4 protein-coding genes and 1 pseudogene are annotated in these 7,607 nt (G+C 74.3%); all 5 read right to left on the reverse strand.

The genetic code is table 11. The features are described 5' to 3' along the window. A pseudogene (locus tag VR45_RS27025) lies at positions 1–267 on the reverse strand (hypothetical protein); the annotation flags it as partial. Between the two features lie 140 nt (positions 268–407). Next, a complete protein-coding gene (locus tag VR45_RS27030; RefSeq protein WP_234326198.1) occupies positions 408–1,061 on the reverse strand; it encodes a GAP family protein in 654 nt (217 codons plus the stop codon). A gap of 146 nt (positions 1,062–1,207) precedes the next feature. Next, a complete protein-coding gene (locus VR45_RS27035; protein ID WP_159394370.1) occupies positions 1,208–1,474 on the reverse strand; it encodes a hypothetical protein in 267 nt (88 codons plus the stop codon). Between the two features lie 289 nt (positions 1,475–1,763). After that, a complete protein-coding gene (locus VR45_RS27040; RefSeq protein ID WP_045942450.1) occupies positions 1,764–2,177 on the reverse strand; it encodes a VOC family protein in 414 nt (137 codons plus the stop codon). Between the two features lie 83 nt (positions 2,178–2,260). Beyond that, positions 2,261–7,594, reverse strand: a complete 5,334-nt coding sequence (locus VR45_RS27045) for an amino acid adenylation domain-containing protein (RefSeq protein ID WP_353612721.1) — start codon at positions 7,592–7,594, stop codon at positions 2,261–2,263. Positions 7,595–7,607 lie beyond the last annotated feature (13 nt).

A 7,607-nucleotide genomic window follows, 5' to 3' on the forward strand; every position in this document is an offset into this window, starting at 1 on the left:
GGAGGCGGCGGCGGACGCCGCGGACGCCGCCGCCGACGCCGATTCCAGCAGCGAGGACTTGGCGGAGGCCACCGAGGAGGGCAGCTCTCCGGAGAAGGAGCCGGCGTCCGGGGAGAACGGGCTCGAGGACGCCGTGGACGGGGCGGTGGACGACGAAGCGCACCCGGCGGCGACCAGTACCGAGCCGGCGAGCGCGATCGCGGCGAGGCCGACCCGGCGGTTCGGCCCGCCGGACGCCCGCTCCCGCGCATGGAGGAAACGCTGCATGGGGGATCCGCCTCCGCCTCACGGTCGGGCCACCACCGGCCCGATCCTGCTCCCCACCAGCCTCGGCCCGGTGGGGAGCTACCGCCAGCCGGCCTGGTACGCGCAGGTGGCCGGCCCCAGGCCGGACCCGGGCCCGGCGGTCACAACCCCGACACCCCGTCGAGCACCAGAAGGACGCCGATCACCGCCAGGACCACGGCCGTCACGGCGCCGTTGTGCAGTTCGAGCCACGTCCTCACCCGGCCCAACGGGACGAGGACGCGCTCGCCCGCGGCGAGGTGGAGCAGCAGCGGGAGCGCGACGGTGGTGGCCGACAGCGCGGTGAACACCGCCACGGAAGCGACGGTCCGCAGGGACCCCAGCTCCGCCGCGCCGATCGCCAGCCCGGCGGCCGCCGACATCAGGACCACCTTCGGATTGACCCCCGACAGCAGCACCCCCAGCCGCAGGGCCTTGGCGGGCGTGGCATCCGTGAGCGTCCTCATCCACGCCGGGGTGTCCTTCCCCGCACGGGAACGCCACTGCCGCACGGCGGCCAGGAGGAGCACCGTGCCGAGACCGGTCTTGGCCCAGGACGCCCAGGTCGGCGTCTCCTCGTGGGCCTCGACGAACACCGCGAGCGCGGCGAGGGCGGACGCGACCGCGAGGATCCCGGCCACCCAGCCGGCCAGGAACATCCCGGCGGCCGCCCTGGGCCGGGGCGTGAAGAGCAGGAAGATCGCCGGGACGACGGGGACCGGCGACAGGGCGATGCCCATCGCGAGCGGGACGACCTCGGCGATCACGGCGTCCACGGGCTTCCCTTCTCCCGGCCACCGAGCCCCGACGATCACGGACGGGCCGGGCGCCTCGGGAGCGCGGGACGCCTCGGGACGCCCTCGGCGCCGGTTTCCCTGCTACGAACCTACCCGCGCCACCGGCCCACCGCCGCTCGCGCGGCTCAGTGGTCGGAGTCCCACCGGGCTTCGAGCCGCCGGGTACCGTCCGGGGCCACGACCGGCCGCCAGGTCGCGCTCGGCCCACCGCCCCGGCGGGCGGCACCGGCCGACCCCGAGGCCGACGCGCCGCCCACGGCCTGGAGCACCGTGCTGTCGAGCGGGCTGTCGGCGAGCCTGCGGACGATCGCCGCCAGGGTCGACCCCGCGGACTCCCAGGCACGGGTGCCGGGGTGGAGCGGCCGGCGCTGGAACACACTGAGAACGGTCACGTGGACCTCACCTCCGGTGGGACACCCTTCGCCTCTACGGCTCGAACACCCCGAGGCTAGTCCGGGCCGGATTCCCGCCGACCTGCTCCTGATGCTTCCTTGATTCCGCCGGGTCCGTTACTGACGACGCGCTGACACCGACGACGGCCACCGGCAGGTCCGGCGCATGATGCCTCGTCAATCTCCGTAGTTCACTCAGCGATCATCTCTGCGCGGAGTTCCGCAGAACCCGGGACCGCGCGGCACGCGCCGCACCGGCCCCGGGCGAGCACCGGGCAAGGGACCGCGGCTACTCCGCGTACGGCTGGTCGGCTCCCTGGGCGCTGTAGCCGAGGCTCCAGATGTAGCCGTCCAGGTCGGCGAAGCTGCCGCCGTACCCGCCCCAGGGCAGGGCGCCGGCGGGCTTGAGTATCGTGGCGCCGGCCTTCGCGGCCTGCGCGATGATCTCGTCCACCCGCGCCTCGCTGCGGACGACGTAGGTCAGCACCAGGCCACTGAAGCCACTGCCTTCGGCGTCCGTGCCCACCTGGTCGGCCAGACCCTTGCGGTCGTAGAAGCCGACCGGCGAGGCGCCGTCCGACTCGAAGAAGACCGAGATGCCGAAGTCGTTCTCGATCTTCCAGCCGAGGCCCTCGGTATAGAACTGCTTGGCCCGGCCCAGGTCCTGGACACCGAGGAGGATCGAGCTGACGTGCGCTTTCATGCCTTGCTCCTTGCATTGCGGATGCAGACGTGCCGAACAACCGGCCACCCAGGGCCCTTGTTACCGTTGCACTTGATCATTCGTCAATCCGTACGACGGGCGCGGATCGAGGAATCTGACAGACGGTCGGGCAGAGCACGGTCGGACAGGGCGCGGTCGGACAGAGCCCGGTCGGCCGCGGCCTGGAGGGTGTCGAGGTCCTCGGCGATCTCCGCGCCGGTGACGGCGTCCGGCAGCTCGTCCTCCATGTACCGCAGAGGGCGGTAGGACAGGCCCAGAACGGCCCAGACGATCAGCAGCACCCCGCAGGCGACGAGGAGCAGGCCGGTGCCCCGGCCGGGCCCGGTACCGAGGACCCGGCCCACGGTGCCGGCCAGCGCCCCTCCCGGCTCCAGCGTGCCGGAGAAGAACTCGGCGAGGGGCGGGGCGGTGAGGAAGGCCAGCGGGGTCATCGCGACGGCGAGCATCTGGTTGGTGGCGAGCACCCGGCCCTGGAGGTCCGGGCCGACCTTGAGCTGGATGATCGCCAGCCAGTGCGCGTTGAGGATGCTCATGGACGCCCACCAGACGAGCGCGCCCACGGCTGCCAGCGTCACCGACGGACGCAGGCCGACCAGGACGACCCCCAGGCCGACGCCGCCCACGAACCCCACCATGCCGGTCGCCCGCCGCGCGGTGCCGCCCCAGAGCGCCACGATCAGGCTGCCCGCCACGGCCCCCGCGCCGCCGACCGCGGTGACCACGCCCACCGCGGTGGTGCCGCTGAAGGAGAGCACGCTCGGGACCGTCAGCGTCACCGCGAGCGTGCCCAGGTAGTTCTCCACCATGAAGAACACGATCATGACCAGCAGCGGACGACGCCGGGCCAGGAACCGCCAGCCGCCGACGACGGTCCGGGCGAAGGACTCCTCCTGCCGACGGAAGAGCCGGTCGGGGAACCGCACCCACAGCAGCGCGGCCAGGCCGACCAGGAACGACGCGACGTCCACGGCCACCACCCAGGGCAGGCCGATCAGCCCGATCAGCGCGCCGCCGGCCAGCGGGGCGATCAGCGTCCCCAGACCGGCGCCGAGGTTGGCCAGCCCGTTGGCCTGCACCAGGTACGGCTTGGGCACGAGCTGGGCGACGGCCGCCAGGTAGGCCGGTCGCCGGAACGCGGTCACCAGCGACATGACGCCCACGATCAGACCGACCTGCCACAGCGCCAGGCTGCCGCTCCACAGCGCGGCGACCAGGGACACCGTGGCGGTCGCGGAGACGGCGTCGCAGGCGAGCATCACCCGGCGGCGGTCGATCCGGTCCGCCACCGCGCCGCCCAGCGGCCCCGCGACGATCGCCGGGAGCATCGCGAGCATGCTGATCAGGGCGTAGTCGAGGACCCGCCCGCTGCGCTGGTAGGCCCAGACGCCGAGAGCGAACGAGGTCAGCGCGCTGCCGATCAGCGAGACCGTCTGGCCCGCGGCGACGAGGTAGAAGTCCCTGAGGTCCCGCCGCGCCCTCCCGCCGACGACCGTGACGTCCGCGATCGGCTCCGGCAGCAGGCCGCCGGCCCAGGCACCGAGCCGCTCGCCGACCAGCGCGGCGAGCTGGGCGGCCTGGTGCTTGAGGAAGTAGTGCCCTGCTCTGGGGAGGGTGGCCAGCTCGACCCGGTCGGCGAAGGCCCCCCACTCCGCGAACCGCTCCTCGTAGAGCTCCGTGGACCGGTCGCGTTCGCCGATCAGGCAGAGCACCGGCGCGCGCAGCCTGCGGGCGTCGGGCCTGGTCAGTTCGCCGGTGAACCAGCCCTGGGCCTGGTCCACGTCGTGGCGCAGCGCGCGCAGCATGGTCCGCTGCGCCGCGTCGGCCGCTTCACCGTTCGCCGCGCTGTTCCCGTCACCGTCGCCGTTGCCGGTCCCGTCGCCGTCGTCGTCGATGCCGCCGAGGGTGCGCAGGAAGTCCCGGTAGGCCCGGTCCGAGGTCCAGCGGGTAGCCGGGAACTTGGCGCGCAGCCAGGTCGACAGCCGCCCCGGCAGCCGCGCACCGGGGAAGCTGCCGCCGACCAGCAGGCCCGTCACCGGGACGCCCTCGGCCTCCAGGCGCAGCGCGAGTTCGGTGGCCGCGGCCGAGCCGACACAGTGGCCGTACACCACCACCGGGCCGGGGCCTGCTACCGAAGCCGGTCCGGTCGGCTCGGCCAGCTCGGCGACCACCCGGTCGATCAGCACGCTCAGCGGGAGCAGCGGCTCGTCCGGCCGGGCCGGATCGTGTCCCGGCAGTTCCACGGCCAGTACGGCCGCGCCGGGAATCGCCGTGGCCAGTTCCGCGGCGAGCGGGCCGTAGGCGGCCGCCGAACCGCCGCCGTAGGGGAGGCAGACCACGGTGACGGTCGGCAGCCGGCCGGGCGGCGGACCTGCCAGCCGGTGCAGCAGGCGACGTTCGCCGTCGGGCCCGCCCGCCTCGGCCGCGTCGAGGAAGGCGGCCAGCTCGCGAACGGTTGGCCGGGTGAACAGGTCGATCACCCGTAGCGTCGGGTCGATGGCCCGGACCGCGCGCACCGCCCGGAAGGAGTCACCGCCCAGGGCGAAGAAGTCGTCGTCGATACCGATACCGGCGCCGACTCCGGTGCCCGTGCCGTCGGCCGCGCCCGGTTCGAGGACCTGCGCCCAGGCCCGGGCGACGCGCAGCTCGGTCGGCGTGCTCGGGGCGATGTGCCCGGCACTCGCCACCGGCTCGGGTGCGGGCAGGGCCGACCTGTCCACCTTCCCGTTGGGGTTCAGCGGCAACGCGGGGAGCACGACGATCGCCGAGGGCACCATGTAGTCGGGCAGTCGCCCGCGCAGGGCCGTACGCACGCGGGCGACGTCCACGGCGGACGCGGGCGCCGCGGGAGTCACCCAGGCGGCGAGCCGTCCGGCGTGGGCCTCGCCGACCGGCAGCACGACCGCCTCGGCGAGCTCCGGAAGGTCCCGCAGCGCCGTGGCCACCTCGCCCGGCTCCACCCGGAAGCCGCGGATCTTGACCTGGTCGTCGACCCGGCCGAGGAACTCGAACAGTCCGGCCTCGGTCAGCCGGACCCGGTCCCCGGAGCGGTAGCACCGCGCCTTGCCGGTCACCGGATCGGGGACGAAACGCTCGTCGGTCAGATCGGGGCGGCCGAAGTAGCCGCGCGCCACGCTCGGCCCGCCGATCCACAGCTCGCCGGGCACCCCGGCTGGCAGCGGCCGGCCCTCGGGGTCGACCACCCAGCAGTCCACGTCCGCCAGCGGCCGACCGATCGGAACCGTCCCCGAACGTCGGGTCGGCGGGGTCTCCTCCACGGCGCAGCCGAGCACGGACACCGTGGTCTCGGTCGGGCCGTAGTGCACCTGAACGGCCAGCTCGGGCCGCGCGGTCCGGATTCTGGCCACCAGGTCCCAGGAGCAGGCCTCGCCCGCGAGGACGAGCAGCTTGCGCGGCAGCACGCGGCGGAGATCCCCGTGGGCGGCGAGCAGTTCCAGGTGGCTCGGCACCATTTTGACCGCGTCGACCGGGTGCGCCTCCAGGTACTCCCCGTACGCCTCCGGGTCGGTCGCCACCTCCCGGTCCACCAGGTGCACCGTGCCGCCGGTGGTCAGCGCCCCGAACAGGTTGGTCAGGCCGAGGTCCGCCGCATGGGTCGACACCAGGGCGAACGAGCCTCCCGCGACGTCGCAGCCCGCCAGTCGCTCCGCCACCGCGTGCAGATAGTGCGTGATCTGCCGGTGCTCGACCGTGACGCCCTTGGGGCGGCCGGTGGAGCCCGAGGTGAAGATCAGGTAGGCCGGGGCGGCCGGATCGACGGGCACGCCGGGTGCCGTGTCGTCGGGCTGTTCCGGCGGTCCCTCCGGGGCGGACCGATCGTCGATGATCAGCAGCTCCGGACCGGCGGCGGCAGGGTCCGAGCCGCTGCGCCGCGGGAGGCGCTCCGCGAACTCCCGCTCAGCCAGGACGATCCGCGCGCCCGCCGTCGTCAGGATGTCGGCCAGCCGGTCGTCCGGGTAGGCCGGGTCGAGCGGCAGGTAGGTCGCGCCGGCCTTGAGGGTGGCGAGCAGGGCGACCACGAGCGGGGTCCGGCGGTCGGCCAGGACGGCGACCGGGTCGTGCGGTTCGGCTCCGGCCGCGAGCAGCCGGTGCGCGAGCCGGTGCGCCCGCCGGTCCAGTTGCCCGTAGGTGAGTGCACCGTCGGGGCCCACGACCGCCGTCGCGTCGGGCCGTTCGGCCGCCCAGCGCTCGACCGGGCTGTGCAGCGGCCGGGTGAGGTCGAACTCCCGGCGCGGCCCGGAGAGCAGCGGTCCGTCCACCGGTTCCAGCGCCACCTCGCGCACGGGGCGGTCCAGATCGGACAGCACGCCGTCCAGAAGGACCGCGTACCACTCGGTGATCCGCTGGGCGGTGTGCTGCTCGAAGAGGTCGGTGCGGTAGATCAGCGACCCCTCGTAGGTGTCGCCGGTGGCGCCCGGGGCGTGGGCATCACCCGTCGCGTCGGCGTCGCCCGGGCCGCTCGACGAGGTGGCCGTGAACGCCAGGTTCAGGTCGAACTTGGCCGTTGTCGCCGGCGGTGCGAAGACCCTCGCCGTCAGCCCCGGGAAGCGCGGCGCCACCGCCGGGGTGTCGATCACGTTGAGGAGGACCTGGAAGATCGGCGTGGTGGAGAGGTCGCGCGCGGGGCGCAGCCGGTCCACGATCCGCTCGAACGGGACCTCGGTGCGGGCGAAGGCCTCCAACGCCACGTCCCGCACCCGGTTCAGCAGCTCCCGGCCGCTCGGCCCACCCGACAGGTCGGTCCGCATGGTCAGTGTGTTGATGAAGAAGCCGATCGTGCGCTCGGTGTCGGGATGCCGTCGTCCCGCCTCGGGCACGCCGACCGGCACGTCGTCGACGCCCGACAGCCGGGCCAGCAGCTCCTGCCAGACCGCGAGCAGCACCATGAACGGCGTGCAGCCGACCTCGGCGGCCCGCCCGCGCACCTTGGCGGTCAGAGCGGGGGGCAGGACCACCGGCAGTTCCGCGCCCGTCCGGTCCGCGACCGCTGGGCGGGGCCGGTCGGTGGGCAGGTCGAGGACCGGCTCCAGACCGGACAGCGCACGGACCCACCAGCTCAGGTCGGCCTCCGCGCGGTCCCCCTCCTCCGGCCGCCGGGAGAGCCAGTGCGCGTAGTCCGCGTACTGGACCGGCGGCGGCGCGGGAGGCTCGGCGAGCCCGAGCCGGGCCGAGTAGAGCGCCGCCAGTTCCGCCACCGCCACCGTCCTCGACCAGGCGTCGAAGGCGATGTGGTGGACCGCCAGCGCCAGCACGTGTTCCTCGGATCCGAGCCGGAGCAGCATCGCCCGCACGGGCGGTTCCACCGCCAGGTCGAACGGCCTGCGCAGATCCTCCCGGAGGCGGCGGTCCAGCGACTCCCGCCCGCCCGGCCCCGTCAGATCGACCTCGGCC

This window comes from Streptomyces sp. NRRL S-495 (assembly GCF_000966955.1).
GTDB lineage: Bacteria > Actinomycetota > Actinomycetes > Streptomycetales > Streptomycetaceae > Kitasatospora > Kitasatospora purpeofusca.